Origin of the sequence: Flavobacterium artemisiae, from assembly GCF_042678225.1 — a bacterium.
GTDB classification, from domain to species: Bacteria; Bacteroidota; Bacteroidia; order Flavobacteriales; family Flavobacteriaceae; genus Flavobacterium; species Flavobacterium artemisiae.
The window spans coordinates 1-20151 of sequence record NZ_JBHUDZ010000002.1 but is presented as its reverse complement, the minus strand read 5'-3'; the positions used below and the strand labels follow the sequence as shown (position 1 = coordinate 20151).

Below are 20151 nucleotides of genomic sequence, written 5' to 3'. Positions count from 1 at the left end.
CTTTTTTTAGGTGCTAAAATTTGCATAAAATACATTATTCGCATTATTCTATTTTATACATTTACGCAAACTAAACATATCTCAAGAAAATGAAAGATTTATTACAACAATTTGAAAATAAAGAACCTGAAATTGTTTTTAACTGGAAAGACTCTGAAACTGAGGCAGAAGGATGGACTGTAATTAATTCGCTTCGCGGAGGAGCTGCCGGCGGTGGAACAAGAATGAGAAAAGGCTTGGATATGAATGAAGTTTTGTCTTTGGCAAAAACAATGGAGGTAAAATTCTCAGTTTCTGGACCTGCTATCGGCGGTGCAAAATCTGGAATTAACTTTGATCCGAACGATCCTCGCAAAAAAGGCGTTTTACAGCGTTGGTACAAAGCAGTTTCGCCATTATTAAAAAGTTATTATGGAACTGGAGGAGATTTAAATGTTGACGAAATCCACGAAGTAATCCCAATGACAGAAGAATGTGGTGTTTGGCATCCGCAAGAGGGTGTTTTTAACGGGCATTTTAAACCAACTGACGCAGATAAAATCAACAGAATTGGACAATTACGTCAAGGAGTTATTAAAGTAATCGAAAACCCAAAATTCTCTCCAGATGTAACTAGAAAATATACTGTAGCTGATATGATTACCGGTTTTGGAGTTGCGGAAGCTGTTCGTCATTTCTACGGAATTTATGGCGGCGACATTAAAGGCAAAAAAGCAATTGTACAAGGTTTTGGAAATGTTGGTTCTGCCGCTGCTTTTTATTTAGCAGAAATGGGTGCAAAAGTAATCGGAATTATCGATCGCGACGGTGGAGTAATCAAAGAAGAGGGTTTTTCTTTTGAAGAAATCAAAACGTTGTTTTTAAATAAAGACGGAAATAAATTAGTAGCCGACAATATGATTCCGTTTGAAGAAATTAATTCTAAAATCTGGACAATTGGTGCTGAGATTTTCACGCCTTGTGCGGCTTCAAGATTGGTTACGCAAGATCAAATTGAGAATCTAATCGCAAATGGATTGGAAGTTATTTCGTGCGGTGCAAACGTTCCTTTTGCTGATAAAGAAATTTTCTTTGGTTCTATTATGGAAGAAGTAGACAGCAAAGTAAGTTTGATTCCAGACTTTATTTCTAACTGCGGAATGGCGAGGGTTTTTGCTTATTTCATGGAGAAAAAAGTTCAAATGACGGATGATGCGATTTTTAATGATACGTCTAAAACTATTAAAAATGCAATTGTAAAAGCGCACGCTTTGAATTCGTCAAAAACACATATCAGTGCAACTGCTTTTGAGATTGCATTGAAACAGTTAGTGTAATTTTTACTATACTTTATTATAAGCGAGCTGAATTATTTGGCTCGCTTTTTTTTACGATTAATTTTTTTAACGCAAAGCACGCTAAGGTATTTTTATTGGGAGCGCAGGCAAGATCTAAATATTAAGTTCGCAAAGCTTTGTGTAGATCAAGCTTTGCAAACTTTTAATCTAAAGATTTACTCAAAAAAAACTTTGCGAACTTTGCGTAAAACCCTTAGCGAACTTTGCGGTTAAATTACACCAGCACTTTTTTTAACGCAAAGCACGCTGAGTTTTTTTACTTAGAACGTAAGCAAGATCTAAATATTAAGTTCGCAAAGCTTTGTGTAGATCAAGCTTTGCGAACTTTTAATCTAAAGATTTTCTCAAAAAAAACTTTGTGCGCTTTGCGTAAAAGCCTTTGCGTGCTTTGCGGTTAAATTACAACGGCATCCTTTATTCTAAACAATTTTTACTACTTTTAAACGTTTTTAAAATAATACATTTCAAAATTCAGAATCAAAATGAGTGCTACTGTTTCTTCAGATAAAAAGAAATCGTTACTATTTACTACTGCAATATATGCGGCAATAATTCTATTGCTGTTTTTTATTCGCTTTTGGCCTCCTTATAATCCAGAAAATAATGTTGCCCTTGCCGAAGGCGGAGGTGGCGGAGGTGGCGTAACCGTAAATTTTGGAGATAGTGATTTGGGTTCTGGAGCCAATTACAAAAACGAAGTTTTGGAAGTAAAGAATAATGCAAAACAAACGCCTGCAAAAGCTGTAGAAGAAGAAGCAATTATATCTCAGGAAAATACAACAGCAGATAATGACGTTGTTATTCCGACAAAAGAAAAACCTAAAAAACCTGTTCCCGTAAAAGTAGATCCTAAACCTGTTCCAGAGAAACCAAAAGTTTCTAACTCTACAAATGATGCGTTATCGAGTATAATGAAGGGTTCGAACAAAGGCGGTGACGGAGATGACAAAACAGCAGGAAATAAAGGAAAAGCTAACGGAAGTTTAAACTCTAACGGATATTACGGAAGCGGTGGTTCTGGCGGAGGAACTGGAGGCGGTAACGGAACCGGAAATGGTATTGGTACTGGAAGCGGTTACGGTGCTGGTAGTGGCGGCGGTTCTGGTGGCGGAACTGGATATTCGCTAAACGGAAGAAAAGCTTTGTCTAAACCTGCTCCAAAATATACTTGCAATGAAGAAGGAACAGTTGTCGTTGAAGTTACAGTAGACCAAACTGGAAAAACGATAAGTGCAACGGCCGGAATTAAAGGAACCACAAACAAGGCTAGCTGTTTATTAGAACAAGCAAAAATAGCTGCATTAAATACAAAATGGTCAGCTGATGATAACGCAGCAGCTAAACAAATTGGGAAGATTATTTATAATTTCAATTTGAATTAAAATTATAAAACACAATAGAAAAGGCTTTCAGATTTACTGAAAGCCTTTTTTTATTCCTCATGAAGTTTGTCATTTCGACGAAGGAGAAATCACACGCGGGATTCGGCAAAGATTGGAGAGTTACTTTGCGGAGTTTCTAGTGTTATTTCTCCTTCGTCGAAATGACAAGATTGTGGTATATTTTCTATTGTGATTGCTTAGTTCCTCGTAATAACGAAGATTGTGTTTTAATTTTGCTCGCGTGAGGGATAGGAGCTGGCTACCGAAGTAGCGTGGATAGCCCGACCGCAATAAAAAAATGGGCGAATCAACGTTATGCTGATTAGCCCATTTTATTTATTGTGGTCACGCCCTAATTATAAATCTATTTCGGACTTGTAGCAATTACAAACTTCAAATTGTTCTTCACTCCTATCTGCAAAACATCTACTAGATCTTGTACTTGGAGATTAAACGGAATTCGAACTACAACGGTTTGTTCTTTATCGGTTCCTATTTTTGACATTAGCGAAGTTTCCAGGTTTTCGAAATCTACTGGTTCTTTGTCAATGTAGAACTTTTTATCTTCTGTAACCGATAAACTTATTAATTGCTTATTGGTTTTTTCATTTGATTTGGCTTTTGGAAGCGTCATCTTAATCACATTCGGATTTGCCAGTGTTGAAATAATTAAGAAAAACAACAACAGGAAAAACATAATGTCACTTAAGGACGAAGTTGCAACCTCTGCGTGAAATCTTCTTTTTCTTTTAATAGACATACTTTATGCTCTTTGAATGATGTTGACAAATTCTAAAATCTGCTTTTGGATTTTTAACGCAAAATCATCAATTTTTCCGTTTAATAAGTGGTACGCACTATAAGCGATAATACCCACAATAAGTCCAGATCCTGAACTGATCATTTTCTCGTATAAACCTCCAGAAATATTTCCGATACTAATGTTTTCTGTAACCGAAATACTGTAGAAAATTTTGATAACCCCAGAAATTGTTCCGATGAAACCTAGAGTTGGCGCGATACCAGCGATAAGACCAAGGTGGCCTAAACGTCTTTCCATTTCGCCAATTTCGATATCAGCAGCGCGGTCCATATTCGATTCGATTTCTGCAATTGGTCTTCCGATTACCAAAACGCCTTCTTTTAAAATATTCGCAGCAGCGGTATCATTTCTTTCTACAATTGTTCTCGCTAATTCGATATTTCCAGAATTTAATTTATCTCCTACATCCTGCATCAAACGACTGTCAATTTTAGATGCTCGGCTGATATACATATAACGTTCAAAGATTATATAAATAGTGTAAAACAATAGAATCGCAATCGGAATCAAGAAAACTCCCCCCTTCATGATAAACCCAAACATTGAAATTTCTTGTTCAGGCGCGATCTTTTCGATCACTACGTTTGAAGCTTGTGCGATTGTATCTGTTTGTAATTGAATAAAACTAAACATATATTAATTCTGGTTTTTAATAATTAATTCTAAAAAATATTTGAAATTTGCAATAAAGATAATTTTCGCTGTTATATTAAACTACAAAAATCGAAATTTATTTCAATCGACAACCATTTTATCACAAATAAATGAACTATCAAGAGACAACCAACTGGATGTTTAATCAGCTTCCAATGTACCAGCTTCAGGGCGCTTCGGCTTATAAAGAAGATTTGACCAATATTAGACTATTGGCAGCTCATCTTGACAATCCGCAAAACCTTTTAAAATGCATTCATGTTGCAGGAACAAACGGTAAAGGCTCTACTTCGCACATGCTTTCTTCTGTTTTGCAGGAAGCGGGTTATAAAGTAGGTTTGTATACTTCTCCACATTTAAAAGATTTTAGAGAACGAATTAAAATAAACGGAAAAGAAATCTCTGAAGAGTTTGTAATCGAATTTATAGCAAAACACAAATCATTTTTTGAAGCGAATGACATGAGTTTCTTCGAAATGTCGGTTGGCTTGGCGTTCGATTATTTTGCGGCCGAAAAAGTGGATATCGCTATTATTGAAGTTGGCCTTGGCGGAAGATTGGACGCAACTAATATTATTACGCCTTTGGTTTCGGTAATTACCAATATCGGTTTAGATCATACTCAGTTTTTAGGAAATACACTGGAAGCTATTGCTGGTGAAAAAGCCGGAATCATTAAACCAAATGTTCCTGTTGTTATTGGTGAATATACGAATGAAACGAAACCTGTTTTTCTGGCTAAAGCGGAAGAGAACAACGCACCGATTTATCTTGCATCCGATTTAATCGATCAAATTTATTTGTCTGATTTGATTGGAGATTATCAGTTTCATAATAAAAAAACGGTGCAGCAGACGATTGCTGTTCTCAATAATCAAAATGCCTTTACAATTTCTGAAGAGCAATTAAAAGAAGGTTTATTGCATGTTGTAAAAAATACGGGCTTACAAGGAAGATGGCAGCAATTGGGCGAAAACCCAAAAATTATCTGCGACACAGCGCATAACAAACACGGATTAACGGTTGTGATGAATCAGATACAAAATGAAAAATTCGAAAAGCTTCATATTGTTTTGGGCGTTGTAAATGATAAAGATTTGGATTCTATTCTGCCTTTATTTCCAAAAGAAGCTAAATATTATTTCTGCAGACCGGATTCTTTCCGCGGATTAAGCACCGAAATTTTACAAAGTGAATCCAAAAAGCACGATTTGATTGGAGAAAAATACCATTCTGTTGAAATCGCTTTTGCAGAAGCCAAGAAAAATGCCTCAGAAAATGATTTTATCTATGTTGGCGGAAGCACTTTTGTTGTTGCCGAATTGCCTTTGGACTAAAATGTATCTTGGATTTAGAAAAAAAGTTTAAAAAAATCATTTTAATAACAAATTCATAAACAAATAGATATAAGTTATTTTTAAAGAAGTTTTATTTTTTATTCATTTTTCTTTGCAGAACTCAAAAACAAGCGTATATTTGCACTCGCAATCACAAATGATAGCAACCTAGTAAAATAGGGCGATTAGCTCAGCTGGTTCAGAGCACCTCGTTTACACCGAGGGGGTCGGGGGTTCGAACCCCTCATCGCCCACAAAAAAACTCCTTAAGAAATTAAGGAGTTTTCTTTTAAATATGAAGACTAAACAGAATTTTAAAAACTCATAAAAGTTAAAAATTCTTTGCAGAAATCAAAAACAAACGTATATTTGCGTTCGCAATCAGAAATGATGGCAACCTAGTAAAATAGGGCGATTAGCTCAGCTGGTTCAGAGCACCTCGTTTACACCGAGGGGGTCGGGGGTTCGAACCCCTCATCGCCCACCAAGAAACTCCTTAAGAAATTAAGGAGTTTTTTTTATGGTTTTTATATTTCATTATATTTTTTCACAAGATAGGATCGTACTCAATTTGTTTCAAGATAAAATTTTCAATTTTTAAACGAAAAGCATAATCATTTTGGAGATAATCATGCAAAATAATTTCAGTACTGTAATTATCATTTCTATCAATATCAATATAAAAATCAGAAACCCTTAAGCCGTCAAACCAAACTGCTGAAACATATGGAAGCTTATTTCTAAAGTCAGTCCTATTATAAAAATTAAGCAATTCCTCTTTTATTTGTCCCACCCATATTACATATTCAATTAACAATAATAAAGAGTAGAGGTCTGGCTTTTTCTCTGAAAAAACAAAACATGTATCATCATTCCATATAGGCTCATTTGGCATATTCTTATTTAAAATGACTATATTTTTAATTTTTTCAGAAATTTTAATATCATAGCTCCCATTAGTATTTTGAGAAATGATAAAATCTTCAACAGTCAACCTGGTAGGATCTTTTTTTATTTTGGAATCACGCAAATCTCTATAAATTTTAGTATTCCAAATGTCTCGGCTTTCTATTTTTGACTGTAGCTCTTTCAATTTTGACATTTGAATTAAATTAGCTATTTTAAAATATTTATCAATAATTTTAGACGCATAAATATTCTTCCCTAGCATATTACAAATTTCTGCTAGAATATATTCTTCTTCAAAAGTTGGTTCCTTCAAATCCTTTAAAACATAAACGATATCGTATAGTTTTTCAACGCTTTTTTCAAAACCATTTGATTTTAAAAACTCAGCTTTAGCATCAATAAATTCTTTGGCTATATTTTGCATTATCATTTTTTTATTAAAACGAATATATAGAGATTTTTCAAGATCAAACATTTTATCTTTTTTCTCCAATAAAAAACATTTTGTAGAAGCCTCTAGAGAATTTATGTATTTTTTATGCATTTCTTTTCCTTCGAAGCTTTTTTTAATCAATTAAATCTACAAAGTATTGTCATTTCGACAAAGGAGAAATCACAATAGAAATTCCGTAAAGCATTTTACCAATCTTTGTAGATTCACGAGTGTGATTTCTCGTCCCTCGAAATGACAAACTTTATCCAACACAAAATCTACAATCTCAAAATTCTTACCATAAAAATTGTATTTTTGTTTCCCGCTCCCAAAGAACAGCTTACATTTTAAATTATGTTTTTTTACAGTTCCTGTTTATTACACTTAATTATTATCTTTGAATTATGAGCACACTATCAAGACCAAAACATATTGGAAGAAACATTAGCCGTATTCGTGAACTTCGCGACATGAAACAAGAAGCATTGGCACAAGCTTTAGGAATAAGTCAGCAAATGGTTTCGAACATTGAAAACAGTGAAAACATTGATGAAACCAAACTGGTCGAAGTTGCAAAAGCACTTGGCGTAACTACAGAAGCCATCAAAAGTTTCTCAGAAGAAAATATGATTAACTTTTTTAATACTTTTAATGACACTGTAAACAACAGTCATTTTGCTAGCACTAACCACAACTGTACTTTTAATCCTCTTGATAAAGTTATAGAACTTTACGAACGTTTGATTCAGGCTGAAAAAGAAAAAGTTGAATATCTTGAAAATATAATAAAAGGAAAATAACCTTTTAATCACAAAAAACTCCATTAGAAATAATGGAGTTTTTTTATCTTACTTGTGAAAGTCATACTTTTGAACTTATAAGAAATCTTTATTTCTCATCACTAATCAAACATAACGATGAATCCATTTCGAAAAACTAAATTTTCATCTTTGACTGAAGCTTCTAAAAATCCTCAAAATTGCAAGAAGCTGATACTTATATCTTATGATCAGAACTTAAAAAATCAAGGCGAAGTATTTTCAAGTTTTGTAAATCTCGAAGTATTAGAAATGCAATCTGATCCATCGATTTATCGTTTAGATGATTTTGAATTTCCGGCCGAAATTGGAAATCTAAAAAAACTTAAGAAAGTTTCGTTTCTAAACTTTCCCTTAAAGACTTTTCCTGAATGGATTTCTCAATTAAAATCTTTGCAACACCTAATGGTTAGAGGAAATGATATTGAGACAATCCCTGATTCAATCTCTCAATTAGAAAAATTAAAAACGCTTCGAATTGAAAATTGTCCTTTATCTAAAATTCCAAAAACACTCAATCAAATGCAAAATTTACAAATTTTGGGATTTTCTGATACAAAACTCACAGACTTAAGTCCTAATTTATTTCCCAACCATTTGAAAGAAATTAATTTTAGCGGTACTGGAATATACAATAAGGAAGATTTAGAATATCTAAAAATGAAGATGCCAAAGACCAAAATATATCCTTAAATTTGAGCATCATGCAAAGAATCGAAAATAGCTGAAATGAACAATAACTTTTTCTCCAACTTATTTATTTGTTTATTATTAATTGTTGTACCAGAAATGGTATTTTCTCAATCTCTTGACTTTACTATTCAGGACGTAAAATTTGAAAGTCAAGGAATTACTCTTGCAGGTTCAATTTTAATACCTAAAAAGACATTTGCAGCGGTTGTAATTGTTCATGGATCTGATCCTGTAAAAAGAGAAATGGAGTTCGCAAAACGTCTTGCCAAAGAAGGCATTGCTGTATTGACTTATGATAAACGAGGAGTCGGAGAATCTGGAGGTGTGTATGTAGGCCCAACTGTTGGAACAAATAATATTGACACTGATAATCTTAATTTATTATCTGAAGATGCAAATGCAGCGGTAAAGACATTTCAAAGCCATTTGAAAAATAAAAAACTACCAATCGGATTAGTTGGCTTTAGCCAAGCAGGATGGATAATGCCGATCGCAGCAAACAAAAACCCGCAAATAGATTTCATGGTTTTATTTAGCTGTCCAACTATTACAACTTTAGAGCAGCTTCGTTTTCAGTTTTACACCAACGGAAACAATAATTTTTGGGAAAATCATACCGATTCGGATGCCCGTGAACATACTAAAAATGATCCAGATAGGTATCAATTTACCGCAACCGATCCTAAAACTTCCCTGAATACGCTCTCCATTCCTGGACTTTGGCTTTTTGGAGAAAAAGACATACAGATACCGGTAAAATTATGCATTGAACAATTAAATACGTTAAAAGCTCAAGGCAAACCTTTTGAATACACTTTGTTTCCTAAATTAGGACACAATACTTCTTCTTCTAATGACGCAATGCCTTTCGATATTTCAGTTCAATGGATAAAACAGCAGGTTTATAAAAACAAGAAACTTAAAGCATCCAGATAATTAGAAGAAAGCACTTTCTTATTTCTAAAAATAACTAACTCTCATCATTCTGCAGTTTTTCACAAACTTTTTCAAGAAGCTTCTTTGTCTGTTTGAAATACTTCATTTTATCATCAATCTCTTTTATTTTGGATTGAAAAAGTTCTAATGTTTCCGGTTTCGAATCGACGCTTTCGAACCAGGCTGTCAATATTTTTTTTATTTCGGCTAAAGTAAAACCTACTTCTTTTGCTTCTATAATAATTTCCAGACGTTCAACAACATTATCATTGTAATCTTTATAGTTGTTCGATTTTACCTTTTCATTAGACAATCCTTCGATCATTCCTAAATTTTCATAGTATCTGATAGTATGAATTGACAGTCCTGTTTTCTTTGATAATTCGTTTATCAGCATGATTTTACTTTTTTTACACAAAAACAATAAAGCATAGAGCATAGTCTATACTTGGTTGTTGCAAATATAGAAATTATTTTTGCATTAATTTTTTTAAAAGACTAGAAATGAGGCACAGAAAAGTTAATCGAAAATCTTATGTTCTTTTCCATTTTTGACTGAATCTTAATGCTGCTAGTTTTTCATAAAGATTTTTTAAACCATAAGTTCCAACCATACCATAGTCACTTATAGTTTTTACCTGACCGTTATTAAATGTTATTTTTAAATTGCCTGTTTGATCATCAGTATGCATCACATGATATTCTTCTTTCAAGTTTTCAAAATCACAGTAATTTATAAATTCTTCTAATTTGTCAAATTCAACTTTATTGATCTTTGTCGAGAAAACACCTTCTTCTTTACCATTATCAGCTTCTTTATCACTAAAATTATAATTTTGAGCATCAAATATTGACAACGAATCTCTATTTATTGTTAGTTTATAAACTGGACAAGGTCCAAAACAAAAAGAAGTACTAAACTCAATTTTGGTTATTTTATTTGCCTTAGGCATTTTATTATATTCTATAAAATTGCCAAATTTGAAAGTCAAAATTGATTTTGATACTGAATATTTTTTTGTCTTCCAATCAACTAAATTTTGATTATAAATAACCAAAAAAGGCTGAGAATCTATATACTCCACTTTTGGCACTATTAATTTTCCCCACTCCAAAGCGATATCAAAAATTTTAGTTTTATTTTTTCCGAAATTCATTAACACAATCGGTGAAAAACTACAAGACTTTTCTGCTTCTCCATAACATGTATGATTATCTCCAATAGCTAGAAAATCAGAATAACCATTATTATCAAAATCAGTTTTTGTAAAGTATGTTTTAACATTAAGTTTATTTGCCAAAATCTTATTTATACTGTCATATCCATAATGTCTATCAAAATCTTGCAAAATTTTTAATTCATATTTTTTGTAATTCGTATCGCTTTTTTGAATGAATTTTTCTATTTCTGATTTTGTTTTTAATTTATCTACCTCCGATTGAACAATGGGAGCTTGAACAAATTCAATTTCTTTTTTACACGATGTAAAAATTAATACAATTAAAAATAATTTTACGACTTTCATTATTTTGGATTTTATTAAAGAATCAGAGTACTTTCACCTCTTTATTTTTTTAATTTAGTTACAGGCACTCCCTATTTTGATATTTTTATGATTATTGATGATGTTTTTGTTCAATGTATACAATTTCTTAAAATTGCCGCCTGAGCTTTTTAACAGAATTAGTTTATCTCCAACAACTTCAAATTTTGCTTTAATTTTTACACTGCTTGGCGTCGCAAAATCATTCCACTTTCTTTTCGGCATTTTATGATAACAGCTTATTTCGATTGTTTTATCATTTAATACTTTATAATTATATAAACTTTCGTTACCAAGCCAGATAGTTATGTTTTCGTTAGTCATTTTATCCTCGCCTTCTTTGTAACTATACTTCATAAATGAAAGCTGCACTGTTTTATTCTCATTTAGTTTCAGCAATTCTACTGTAATTTCATTTTTATAGTTTTTATCAAGACTAAAAAGTGTGTCTCTAGAAATATAAATTCCAGACGTATTTATGTTATTGTCATCTACTTCTTTATAAGTTTTAAATGAAATTAAAATTAAACTCAATAAAAAAATGAAAACATGTAGTCTTCCAATTTTCATAAATTCTTCTTTTTCAGCTCCCATTTTTTAACCACATAATAATTCCAAATTCCTTTTTGAACAGTAATCTCTACTTTATAATCTTTCCGATTACGATTATAATTTTCACGGTTCATTTCAGTTGTAACACTCAAAACTTCCGTTCGGTTATTGAATTTAAAAGAAATATCTGGATTTTTTTTCAGATAAAATCCCGTTATGTTACAGTTTATTATTTCAATTTTATTCTTTTCTGATTCTTTTTTATTTAGATAACTCCATGTTATCCAAGCAATTTGTCCAAAACTCAAATAGGAAATTAAAACGCCTTGCAATAAAAAAAATCCGATTACATAGAGTTTCTCAAATGTCTTATTAAAGCTTAAATATGTTTTGATTAGAAATTCTCTTCTATAAATTCCAAAAAATAGTACTCCAATAATTACAGGTACACAAAAAATGTAAATGACATATCGTATATCGTGTCCAATCGTACTATTTCTTAAAAACATATAGTTTACAACGAAACTAATCATTGCCATGATTAAAAGACTGTAATGTATTCGTTGTAATTTTTTCTCTTTATTTTTAAACTTCTTTCGTTCTATTTTCTTTACGTTTCGATTATCTTTTAAATGCATTCATATATTTAGCTTAACTATTTTCTCTTCTAATTATCCCATTCAATCCAATCATTTTTTTTCACAATAGAATTGAAACGTATATTTTAATTAACCGTTTAGTCTTGTAAGCCTAGACAATTCATCAAATTCCGCTGTAACAGTATCTTGGTTTTTAGTTCCAATTAACTGCGAACCATTTTCAGAAACATCATATCCTTTGTCTTTCAAATAATGCATTAAAGCTAATTTATGATTTACTTCAAACTGTGAAATAAGCTGCGGAAAAACAGTCATTACCCTTAAATGATTATCGGTCCTTGTTTTTTCGATTTGATCACTTTTTATGGTAACCAACATTGCGCCTTGTCCGTAATCACAGATATAATAAGCACTCGAATTTTGAATTCCTGAAGCAACAAGTCCCATTAAATGAAGTTCTTCGGCTGTAAAACCGAAAGTATCATTTTTTAAAAGATCAATCTGATTTTCTTCTCCGTACTTTTTTAATGCTAAAGCATCCTGAATGATACTTTCCGGAAGTCCCGATTGTGTATTTGCCCACGCCCAAAGCCAAGTTTGAGAAGAATGCGAAATAGTACCTAAAACTTGAATAGGAAAAACAAACTCATCGCCGAAACTAATTTCTGCGTTAGAAATATTAATATTCCAATTGTTATCGCCGATAATATCTCCAAAATGAAGCTGTTTATCTAATACAATTCCGCCATATCTTTCGATAAGTTCTTTTTCAGATTTAAATTGATTTCCGTTTTCTTGTGATTTTGCTTTTTCACCTTGACCGAATATTTTATCAAATAATCTCATATTTTATTTCAAAATTTTTATGTTGTTAAATTTTAATTAGCTCTACTCTAACACAAACATTCGTTTTATGCTTTTTTCTTCATCCAAAAATGTTTTCAAATCCAACTTTAGATTTATGTTGTTTTTTTGATGAATTAAAATTGCGTTTTCAAAATAAAATACAGCTTTATAAATTGTAGCTTTTTTATTCTTTTGCTTTAGCTTTCGATAATATTCTCCAAAAACAAGTTCTCCGTTTTTATAATAAAAATTAAGATTAACAATTTCTTTCGGCGCATATTCTGTATACTTTATTCTCAAAAGAAGCTTTTTTTCAGCGTTTTCTTTTAAAACATAAGCTTCCCATCTCCGCTCCTCGAGTTCAACATTTTTTATAGGTTTCGTATCATAAACTTCTACATAATTTTCCTTGTTAGCATCAATCTCTTTTCTGTAAAGATCAATTTCATTTAATTTCTTTTGCACTTCATCTTTATTTTCTTGCCCAAAAGATAAAAACGAACAAATAAAAAAATAAAAAACTAAAATATAATATTTCATTAGGCGACGTTATATTGATTAAATTTAAGTACTCGTAAATTTTATTTTTTCTTATTCTTTCGACTGTATAGCAAATCGTATTCTTTCTTTTTATTCTTATACTTATTTCTCTTTTTAAATTTGAAATAATAGTAATAAGAAAGTATAATTACGACCAGAGATATCAACATTAGTAAATCAAAAACACCGTAATAGCTATCCACTTTTTTTCCATTAACAGACAGCACTTTTGCATTTGTTTCATTGATATACAAATTTTTAAAAACAATACTGTCACCCGTTTGGATATTGTAATCTAAAGTTTCGTAAGCCGTTAGAAATAGTTTCTTTTTATCATTATTGATTTCAAATTCATAAGCGTTCAAATTTCTCCCATTCGAAAAAACCGTTTCAAGATTGACTTTTGAAACTTTTCCAATTCTAATATCACTTTGATTGTAAAATCTAATATTATTAAAAGTCGTCAAAAAAGCGGTTATAAAAACCAGAACAGCAATAAGGTTTAAAAAAATAATAGCAATATAGTATCTCAAAATTTTAAACGATTATAAAAATTTAAACTATAAGATTTGCCTAAAAGTCAAACTTATCCTACCTTTTTCTGTATTCGATTTCGGAATTGCATGCTGCCAAAAATCCTGAATTTCCTGTGTCATATAAATCAAACTTCCAGACGTTAGTTCATAAGAAACAAATTCTTCTGGGTTTTGAATATTTCTAAACTTGAGCGTTCTGGTTTCTCCGACAGAAACAATTGCAATTCCAGTATTTTTCTCCAAAATATCAGTTTGATCAGAATGATAGCCCATTTTCGATTTTCCGTCCAAGTAATAATTAATCAAACAATTATTTGCTTCAAATCCGATTATAGGTTTTAACTTTTGAATTATATTTTGAAGTTCAGGCAAAAATTCTTGATCCGGATATTCAATTTGCGAATAATTATATGCTTTACCAAAACTTGCCGTTTTACGTGCGGTCATTCTTTCGTCCCATTTTACATTAGAAACCAAAAGATCAAATAACTGTTCTGGATTTCCTATGAAATGCTCTATGTGAATTATACCATTCATACATTTTCTATTATTTTTTTTTATCTAATTCTAGAATTAATTATTGACTATATTTTCGTTTTGACTCACATTCTTTTTAATCCATTTGTTGGATAAATATTTTCTAAGCGGAATATCATAAAAGACCATTACCAAATAGGCAAACACAACTAAAAATATAACCGAAGTTATAACAATATAAATAAGCTGTGTGTTGTCTGGTTTTTGATTCGTATAATAATTTCCAAACATCCACAAAAAAGCATAATGGGTCATGTACAACGGATATGAGATGTTTCCAGAAAACACACAAATCTTTTTTAAACCTGATGTTAACTGTGCTCCCGCTCCTAAGGAAATTAATAACGGAAAATAGAACAAAATTACTAAAGGTTCTGATAGCCAATTCCATTCTGAAAATGGCATTACAAAAGCCAAAAGCAACAGAATAGTCAAACCAAAAAAGCCAAGTTTGTTTTTAATAATCCAATTAGAACGGTAAATAAGTAATCCCGCCAAAAAAGAATAGGAGATTCTCGCACAGCCGTCCCAAAAAGTCGGACCGCTCCATCCGCCTAATAAATTTCCCGAATTATAAGCTACAAAACAAATTGCTGCTGCAGAAAGCAAAGTAAACAAAAACAGAAAACGACGGCCAATTCTAAATAAGACAAATGCATAAACTATATTGGCAATATATTCCCAAAATAATGACCAAGCCGGTGCATTAAAACTAAATAAATTAAAACCGCGATCGGCGATAACCGGCAACGGAATAAGAAATAAGGAACACAAAAATGTTAGAAAGATTTTACCTTTGCTATACAACTCAAGATGCCCGCCAAAAGGATCAAATAAAAATGCTAATAAACCTAAAACCGATCCCGCTACCACCAATGGGTGCAATCTTACAATTCTAGAAACAAAGAATTTTCTAATTCCCATTTTAGCAATACGATCATCATAAGCATATCCGATTACAAATCCCGAGAGACAGAAAAAGAAATCGACTGCTAAAAAACCATGTCCAATAAAATTTTTACTCGGATCTGTATAAATCCATTCCATAAAATGAAATACCACAACAGCAAAGGCAGCAACGCCTCTTAATCCATCTAAAATTTCAAAATGCTTTTTTGCTTCAAAGGTTGTCACAGGTGCTTGAGTAGTATTCATTAAATTGCAATATTCTAATAAGTTAGTTGATTTAGTATCGATGCAAGTTCTACAAATAAATATTTAAATCAAAATCAGATTTGTTCGATTCTACGACTAAAGTGTTTGAAGTTTCACATTTAAATAACTTTTTTAACTTTTTCATTCGCTTCCATTTTTATAAGTTTGCTAAAATCAAATTTTAGTATGCACGTAGCAGGTTGTCTATCACCACCAGAAAATTAATACTATGACTTTAGTATTGACACATGACTGAATAATCTCAGTCAGATTTCTTGTGTCTTTACATCAATCAACATTATTAATATTCAAAATATATCCTCAAAAAGGATAAACAACCTCTTATGAAAAAATCATATCTTGTACTGCACACTGCAGTATTACTTGCTGGCTTTACGGGCATTTTCGGAAAACTTATATCTCTTAATGAAATCCCTTTAGTTTGGTTCAGAGTTTTTTTCTCCAGTATTATTTTATTTTTTGTAGTAAAAAAATATGGCCTAGAAAAACTCCAGTCTTTTTCAGAAATCAAAACCGTTTCAAAACCTGGAATTCTTATAACCATTCATTGGGTCTTTTTTTATGCTAGTATTAAATATTCCAATATTTCAATCGGAGTTGTATGTTATTGTCTGACTAGTTTTTTTACCGCTATTTTTGAACCTATAATTAACCGAAAGAAATTCAATATAACTCAGATACTTTTGAGCTTATTGACTTTGCTGGGAATTAGTTTGATTTTCCATTTTGATTCTTCATATCAAATTGGAATTCTACTAGGAGTAATATCATCTGCGTTTGCAGCACTTTACACCATTTACAACGAAAGACTCGTATTACATTATGACAGCAAATTGATTAATTATTATCAAATGCTTGGAGGAACAATAATGCTGGGGATTCTATTGCCTTTTTATTTTTATAATTTTCCAAACCAGAATTTTATTCCAAATCTTCAAGACACAGTATATTTATTGATCTTAGCTTCTTGCTGTACGGTTGCATTGTATGTTATGTTTGCAGAAACCCTTAAAAAAGTTCCGGCATTTACAGTAAACTTAACTTTTAATTTGGAGCCTATATATTCTATAATTTTAGCCTTTCTATTTTTCGATGAAGGTCATTCTGTAAACTTTTCGTTTTACATCGGACTTGGTTTAGTAATGACCTCCGTATTATTACAATCTATAATTTCATTAAAAGAAAATAAAACTCGATTAAAAAGTTCTCACTAATAATTAATAAAGCTTCTTATTTTATTCAAAAAATAAGAAGCTTTTATATAAACTTTAGAGAAAACCTTTTAGTCGTTCAAACCTTTACCAATTAAAATATTGGGAATATTTTTTTCAACTCGAGACTCCCTGGTTTTAGATTGTTTCGGCTGTGAAAAATGAAGCAAATAAGCTCTTTGTCTTCCGGGAGTTAAACCATAAAATGCTTTCTTCAAATCGGGTAACTCTTCTAATTTAGTTTGAAATTCTGATGCAATTTCAAATTCTGAAACTTTCTTCAATTCAATTTTTAAACCTGCTTTTTCAATTTCAGCAGCTTCATAAATATATTTTTTCAAAGAATCTTTCTTATCTAATATTTCTTGAAGTGTTGTAAAACGAACTTGACGTGCAGCTTGTACATTTTCAGATTGCTGAATTAAAATTTTGTTCTCATCTTTCAACAAAGCACCTTTAAAAAATAAAAAAGCACAATAATCTTTGAAGGCATGAATTAAGACAATATTTGCACCATCAAACGTATAACAAGGAGAACCCCATTTTAATTCTTCTGTCAAATGGCAATCGAGAGCAATTTCCCGAAGCTGTTCAAGTTGTCCTTTCCATTTCTCAGCTTTTTCAAAATAAAAATCAACCTTAGAATTACTGCTATTTTTAGACATAATAGTAAAATTTGACTTCTTTATAAATCATCATTATTTTTTTATAAAAATATTCTTTCTACTAAATTAAAAAATTAATCTATCAAAATCACTACTGCTGCAAATCTCTCATTCCTTTCAAAATTCCTCTTTCAGAACATTTAATAAAATCTAGAATTTGATTTCTTTCTATTGTTGCTTCAAAATCCCTCTCAATAGTTTCTAAAGCCGCACTTGTATTTTTACCTTTTTCAAAAATAATTTGATAAATAGATTTTAATTCCGAAATCTTTTCAGAATCAAAACCTCTTCGTCTTAAACCAATAGTATTTAATCCAGCATAACGCAATGGTTCGTGCGCAACAGTTATAAAAGGAGGAATATCTTTAACAATTCTGCTTAAACCGGATATCATTGCATGATCTCCAATTTTAGAAAACTGATGTATCGCCGTTAAACCACTAATATTAACCCAATTTCCGATCTGAACTTCACCAGCAATTCCGGCGCTAAAACCAATTATACAATTACTCCCAATAAAGCAATCATGACCAATGTGCACACTTGCCATGATTAAATTTGAATTTCCTATAGAAGTGATCCCTTTTGATTTTGTGCCACGATTAATAGTAACAAATTCCCTGATGATATTATTATTTCCTATTTCTAAAACAGAATATTCTCCCTCAAATTTAAGATCTTGCGGAACTCCTCCTAAAACACAATTCGAATGAATTTGGCAATTTGCACCAATCTTTGTCCCTTTTAAAATGGAAACATTGTTGCCGATCCAAGTATTATTTCCAATACTTACATCTTCCTCTATCGTGGAAAAATTACCGATAAAAACATTTTTTCCAATGACTGCTTCTTTAGCAATGATATTATTTTGCATTTTTTACGTATTCAATTCAAATGCAAAACTGAAGAAAAAGAAAAGTTATTTTTTTGACCTAATATCAAATAATTGCGGCCCGAATTCGGCTTAAAGTTTCTTGACTTACTCCTATAAGCGAAGCGATATGTTTCAACTTTGCTTTCTTAATGATATCAGGAAAAGATCGTAACAAGAAACCATATTTTTCTTGGGCAGACATAAATCGAAAAACGTGATGAAATTCATTTAATTTAGATAGATAAATACGAAGAAATTTTATATGAAATTGAGCAAAAACTGGATAGTTCAATAATTTTAGTTCATCTTTAAAAAAAAGTGAATAAACAATCGTTTCTTCACAAGCAGTAAAGATTTCAAAAGATGGTTTCTGTTCAAAATAACTACTTAAAGAAGTAAAAAATTGATTTTCTGTATAAATCCAACTGACAATTTCTTTATCATCTTCAATATAAAATCTTCTTACTACACCAGATTTTATAAAATAGATTTTTTCACATACTTTTCCTTGAGCAACAATAGTCGCTTCTTTATTAAATCTCTCTTCAATAAAAGAAAGTTTAATAAGTTCTTTAGTTTCAAAATCTAACTTTTGAATGTTTTCCATCGCCTTAAATAATTCGATCATAATAATTATATTAATGAAAGTAAACTTAAAAAGTAGCACCCGCCAAAGGTCAAAAAATCACGTTTAAGAAATCTTTTCTACAGAAAAGACATAATTTAACTTAACAACATAAAGAAAGCTTAAAATCGACTAATGACAACATTTGCTCATCATAAAATTTCTGGCATAAAATTAGAGCAATAAAAAGAAGTAATTATAATTTTCAGACAAATTAGAATCCATCAAATGAATTTAACTAATAGAAAAACGATATTGGCGATAGCACTTTTAACCATTCAAATTAGTCATGCAAAGAATTACAATCCGCCAAAAAATTACTGCGAAGAAAAAAATGTCACCATAAAGACAGAATCTAAATCAAGATATAAATATTTCTTTTTTAGACGAACCAATCATAAAAAAATAAAACGAATAGATAAAGCGGTTGATCAAAATGGAAAAATAATTATTAAGATTGTAATGAAATCCACAGAAGCTGGTGATCAATATCTATATAAAAAATTCAAAAGATTAGTAATTATTGGAAACAAAATACATCAAGCAACTGCTGAAATTGACCAAGAAAATGGAACGCTGATTATTTATAATTTATGCGGTGAAAAAATAAGCGAGCAAATTCTTAATACAGGAGAATTATACGACAAATACAGATTTTAAATTACAAAGACTTTAGGCATTTCAGCACTCAACTCTTATTAAAGATTAACATTTTTCCCAAAAAAGATATAAAACAAAAAACCCCGTTTCGTTAGAAACAGGGTTTTCAAAAGAAAGGCGACGACATACTCTCCCACAAAACTGCAGTACCATCTGCGCAGGCGGGCTTAACTTCTCTGTTCGAAATGGGAAGAGGTGAGCCCCGCCGCAATAACCACCTTAAGGTCGTTTTGCAATGGGCAACAGGTTTCTACCTGTCGACATTACACAATATCTTAACATACTGAGATAAAGAAAAGTAAGTTTTGTTTTAGAAAGTTTCCTCCTCCCGACTGCTCGGGAGGAAAAGGGTGTACATAAGCTTACGGATTATTAGTACTACTCGACTATGACATTACTGCCTTTACATCTATAGCCTATCAACGTGGTCATCTTCCACGATCCTTAAAAGAAATCTCATCTTG

The 20151-nt window shown here is 31.3% G+C and carries 23 protein-coding genes, 2 tRNA genes and 2 rRNA genes; 10 read left to right on the top strand and 17 right to left on the bottom strand.

The features are described 5' to 3' along the window. The first annotated feature begins 89 nt into the window (after positions 1–89). A complete protein-coding gene (locus tag ACFSC2_RS01885; protein ID WP_379815936.1) occupies positions 90–1316 on the top strand; it encodes a Glu/Leu/Phe/Val dehydrogenase dimerization domain-containing protein in 1227 nt (408 codons plus the stop codon). Positions 1317–1819: 503 nt separating this feature from the next. Continuing rightward, entirely contained in the window at positions 1820–2719 is a 900-nt protein-coding gene (locus tag ACFSC2_RS01880; RefSeq protein ID WP_379815934.1) for an energy transducer TonB, read from the top strand. Between the two features lie 364 nt (positions 2720–3083). On the opposite strand, the gene ACFSC2_RS01875 is transcribed toward ACFSC2_RS01880, so the two are convergent. Continuing rightward, positions 3084–3479, bottom strand: a complete 396-nt coding sequence (locus tag ACFSC2_RS01875; RefSeq protein WP_347053012.1) for an ExbD/TolR family protein — start codon at positions 3477–3479, stop codon at positions 3084–3086. Positions 3480–3482: 3 nt separating this feature from the next. Beyond that, on the bottom strand, positions 3483–4175 hold the full coding sequence (locus ACFSC2_RS01870; protein WP_379815932.1) for a MotA/TolQ/ExbB proton channel family protein: 693 nt from the start codon (positions 4173–4175) through the stop codon (positions 3483–3485). Positions 4176–4306: 131 nt separating this feature from the next. Between ACFSC2_RS01870 and ACFSC2_RS01865 the strand changes: the two genes are divergently transcribed. The 3 genes from ACFSC2_RS01865 (at position 4307) to ACFSC2_RS01855 (ending at position 6020) form a co-directional block, all read left to right on the top strand. Next, positions 4307–5533, top strand: coding sequence for a bifunctional folylpolyglutamate synthase/dihydrofolate synthase (locus ACFSC2_RS01865; RefSeq protein ID WP_379815931.1), 1227 nt, complete (start codon positions 4307–4309; stop codon positions 5531–5533). Between the two features lie 179 nt (positions 5534–5712). Further along, positions 5713–5787 (top strand) — tRNA-Val (locus ACFSC2_RS01860). A gap of 155 nt (positions 5788–5942) precedes the next feature. After that, a tRNA-Val gene (locus ACFSC2_RS01855) sits at positions 5943–6020 on the top strand. Between the two features lie 60 nt (positions 6021–6080). Here the strand turns inward: ACFSC2_RS01855 and ACFSC2_RS01850 are convergent. After that, entirely contained in the window at positions 6081–6986 is a 906-nt protein-coding gene (locus ACFSC2_RS01850; RefSeq protein WP_379818556.1) for a hypothetical protein, read from the bottom strand. A gap of 293 nt (positions 6987–7279) precedes the next feature. On the opposite strand from ACFSC2_RS01850, the gene ACFSC2_RS01845 reads away from it, so the two are divergent. The 3 genes from ACFSC2_RS01845 (at position 7280) to ACFSC2_RS01835 (ending at position 9322) form a co-directional block, all read left to right on the top strand. Next, the gene (locus tag ACFSC2_RS01845) at positions 7280–7675 is read left to right on the top strand and encodes a helix-turn-helix domain-containing protein (protein ID WP_379815929.1); all 396 of its coding nucleotides are present in this window, start codon (positions 7280–7282) and stop codon (positions 7673–7675) included. A gap of 150 nt (positions 7676–7825) precedes the next feature. Next, the gene (locus ACFSC2_RS01840; protein WP_379815928.1) at positions 7826–8386 is read left to right on the top strand and encodes a leucine-rich repeat domain-containing protein; all 561 of its coding nucleotides are present in this window, start codon (positions 7826–7828) and stop codon (positions 8384–8386) included. Positions 8387–8422: 36 nt separating this feature from the next. After that, complete coding sequence (locus ACFSC2_RS01835; RefSeq protein ID WP_379815927.1) at positions 8423–9322, top strand: alpha/beta hydrolase family protein; 900 nt, start codon at positions 8423–8425, stop codon at positions 9320–9322. A 34-nt stretch (positions 9323–9356) separates the two neighbouring features. Here the strand turns inward: ACFSC2_RS01835 and ACFSC2_RS01830 are convergent, their stop codons facing one another. The 9 genes from ACFSC2_RS01830 to ACFSC2_RS01790 form a co-directional block, all read right to left on the bottom strand. Next, positions 9357–9719 (bottom strand): MerR family transcriptional regulator, encoded by a 363-nt coding sequence (locus tag ACFSC2_RS01830; protein WP_379815926.1) that lies wholly within the window; start codon positions 9717–9719, stop codon positions 9357–9359. 136 nt (positions 9720–9855) lie between these two features. After that, positions 9856–10848 carry a DUF6438 domain-containing protein gene (locus tag ACFSC2_RS01825; RefSeq protein ID WP_379815925.1) on the bottom strand — a complete coding sequence of 331 codons (993 nt, stop codon included), beginning with the start codon at positions 10846–10848 and terminating at the stop codon, positions 9856–9858. 54 nt (positions 10849–10902) lie between these two features. Beyond that, a complete protein-coding gene (locus ACFSC2_RS01820) occupies positions 10903–11460 on the bottom strand; it encodes a hypothetical protein (RefSeq protein ID WP_379815924.1) in 558 nt (185 codons plus the stop codon). Further along, positions 11433–12056, bottom strand: a complete 624-nt coding sequence (locus ACFSC2_RS01815; protein ID WP_379815923.1) for a hypothetical protein — start codon at positions 12054–12056, stop codon at positions 11433–11435. The genes ACFSC2_RS01820 and ACFSC2_RS01815 overlap by 28 nt, the downstream gene beginning before the upstream one ends. 90 nt (positions 12057–12146) lie before the next feature. Continuing rightward, positions 12147–12863 carry a DUF6882 domain-containing protein gene (locus ACFSC2_RS01810; protein WP_379815922.1) on the bottom strand — a complete coding sequence of 239 codons (717 nt, stop codon included), beginning with the start codon at positions 12861–12863 and terminating at the stop codon, positions 12147–12149. A 42-nt stretch (positions 12864–12905) separates the two neighbouring features. Beyond that, positions 12906–13403, bottom strand: coding sequence for a hypothetical protein (locus tag ACFSC2_RS01805; RefSeq protein ID WP_379815921.1), 498 nt, complete (start codon positions 13401–13403; stop codon positions 12906–12908). Between the two features lie 41 nt (positions 13404–13444). Next, positions 13445–13936, bottom strand: a complete 492-nt coding sequence (locus ACFSC2_RS01800) for a hypothetical protein (protein ID WP_379815920.1) — start codon at positions 13934–13936, stop codon at positions 13445–13447. Positions 13937–13963: 27 nt separating this feature from the next. Further along, positions 13964–14476 (bottom strand): alpha-ketoglutarate-dependent dioxygenase AlkB, encoded by a 513-nt coding sequence (locus ACFSC2_RS01795; protein ID WP_379815919.1) that lies wholly within the window; start codon positions 14474–14476, stop codon positions 13964–13966. A gap of 36 nt (positions 14477–14512) precedes the next feature. Further along, positions 14513–15631: an acyltransferase family protein gene (locus ACFSC2_RS01790; RefSeq protein ID WP_379815918.1), complete on the bottom strand. Its 1119-nt coding sequence runs from the start codon at positions 15629–15631 to the stop codon at positions 14513–14515. 344 nt (positions 15632–15975) lie between these two features. On the opposite strand from ACFSC2_RS01790, the gene ACFSC2_RS01785 reads away from it, so the two are divergent. Continuing rightward, on the top strand, positions 15976–16866 hold the full coding sequence (locus ACFSC2_RS01785) for a DMT family transporter (protein WP_379815917.1): 891 nt from the start codon (positions 15976–15978) through the stop codon (positions 16864–16866). A 68-nt stretch (positions 16867–16934) separates the two neighbouring features. Here ACFSC2_RS01785 and ACFSC2_RS01780 read toward each other — a convergent pair whose 3' ends face one another. The 3 genes from ACFSC2_RS01780 to ACFSC2_RS01770 form a co-directional block, all read right to left on the bottom strand. Beyond that, entirely contained in the window at positions 16935–17528 is a 594-nt protein-coding gene (locus ACFSC2_RS01780) for a YdeI/OmpD-associated family protein (protein ID WP_379815916.1), read from the bottom strand. 91 nt (positions 17529–17619) lie between these two features. After that, a complete protein-coding gene (lpxA, locus tag ACFSC2_RS01775) occupies positions 17620–18402 on the bottom strand; it encodes an acyl-ACP--UDP-N-acetylglucosamine O-acyltransferase (RefSeq protein ID WP_379815915.1) in 783 nt (260 codons plus the stop codon). Between the two features lie 64 nt (positions 18403–18466). Next, complete coding sequence (locus ACFSC2_RS01770) at positions 18467–19030, bottom strand: Crp/Fnr family transcriptional regulator (protein ID WP_379815914.1); 564 nt, start codon at positions 19028–19030, stop codon at positions 18467–18469. A 225-nt stretch (positions 19031–19255) separates the two neighbouring features. On the opposite strand from ACFSC2_RS01770, the gene ACFSC2_RS01765 reads away from it, so the two are divergent. Further along, positions 19256–19687 carry a hypothetical protein gene (locus ACFSC2_RS01765; RefSeq protein ID WP_379815913.1) on the top strand — a complete coding sequence of 144 codons (432 nt, stop codon included), beginning with the start codon at positions 19256–19258 and terminating at the stop codon, positions 19685–19687. Positions 19688–19799: 112 nt separating this feature from the next. Here ACFSC2_RS01765 and rrf read toward each other — a convergent pair. Continuing rightward, positions 19800–19909, bottom strand: a 5S ribosomal RNA gene (gene rrf / locus ACFSC2_RS01760). Between the two features lie 130 nt (positions 19910–20039). Then, positions 20040–20151 (bottom strand): 23S ribosomal RNA (locus ACFSC2_RS01755); the annotation flags it as partial.